The sequence below is a fragment of the Vibrio sp. 704 genome (assembly GCF_033339295.1).
Genome location: NZ_JAWOUH010000149.1, coordinates 1 through 988, shown reverse-complemented (window position 1 = coordinate 988; position 988 = coordinate 1). Strand labels below are relative to the sequence as shown.

The following is a 988-nucleotide window of genomic DNA, read 5'->3' as shown; positions in this document are numbered from 1 at the left end:
ATTCGACAATATAATCGCTTTAAAACCACTGAAATATTTAAAAGTTACAGGAGTCACTTTTACATACGTTCCAAGCAATTTTTCATAGGAAGAACCCTTACGGGAATTTGCCGTTTAGATAAACATATCTCGTTTAAGTACTACTTGAAGAAAATGCTGATTCGTTATGATAGCCTCAATAGCATCAACTTTAAAAAGCTCGCAAGTCAGCAAAAATCTATTCAGATGAAAATGAAATACTGGCCCTTGCTCAATTCAAAGATGGGCACTCACGCACACAAATCGCCAAGTTTCTCAAGGTAAGCCGAACCAGTGTCAATAAGTGGGTTCAGACCTTTCTTTAAGAAGGGACGAAAGGACGGCAAAGAAAAGCCAAGAAGAGGAAGACCACCACTCTTAACTTCCGAGCAAAGAGAACAATTGAGCCAATATATAAAAGATAAAGCCAATGATACACAGGGCGGACGACTGACTTGTGCCGACATCCAGGCTTATATCGTGAAAGAATTTGGTCAGTACTACCACTCTAATTCTATCTATTACCTGCTCGACCACATGGGCTTTTCATGGATAACTTCCCGTTCAAAACACCCCAAACAATCTCAACTAACACAAGAGGATTTGAAAAAATTCAAAATCGAAACGATCCTTAAAATCCCAGAAAATATAGCTTTAGAGTAAAACCAGATTTGGGCAACAAAACACGACAACACGCTTATAGGCTAAAAAAGGAACTCGCCCAAGAGCCGTGAAGCAATAACAATTTGTGTATGCTTATCTGTTCGGTTCAGTCTGTCCCAGAAAAGGAATTAGTGAGGCTATCATTGTCCCTGGGTTAATAAAGACATCTGATAGAGCACTTAAAACAAATATTGGCAGTCACGGAGGAGGGATGTCGTGCCGTCGTTGTTATGGATGGTGCAGGATGACATACAGAAGAAATTGCCAATGACTTTAAAATGTCAGTGTCATCAAACTTTCACCCTAT

The 988-nt window shown here is 39.6% G+C and carries 2 protein-coding genes; both read left to right on the top strand.

Annotated features, from left to right (window positions below; genetic code table 11):
- Positions 1-215 precede the first annotated feature (215 nt).
- Positions 216-344, top strand: a complete 129-nt coding sequence (locus R7R24_RS31025) for a helix-turn-helix domain-containing protein (RefSeq protein ID WP_072833180.1) — start codon at positions 216-218, stop codon at positions 342-344.
- Positions 313-681, top strand: a complete 369-nt coding sequence (locus R7R24_RS25075; RefSeq protein ID WP_318119818.1) for a helix-turn-helix domain-containing protein — start codon at positions 313-315, stop codon at positions 679-681. Before R7R24_RS31025 ends, R7R24_RS25075 begins: the two co-directional genes overlap by 32 nt.
- The last annotated feature ends 307 nt before the right edge of the window (positions 682-988 follow it).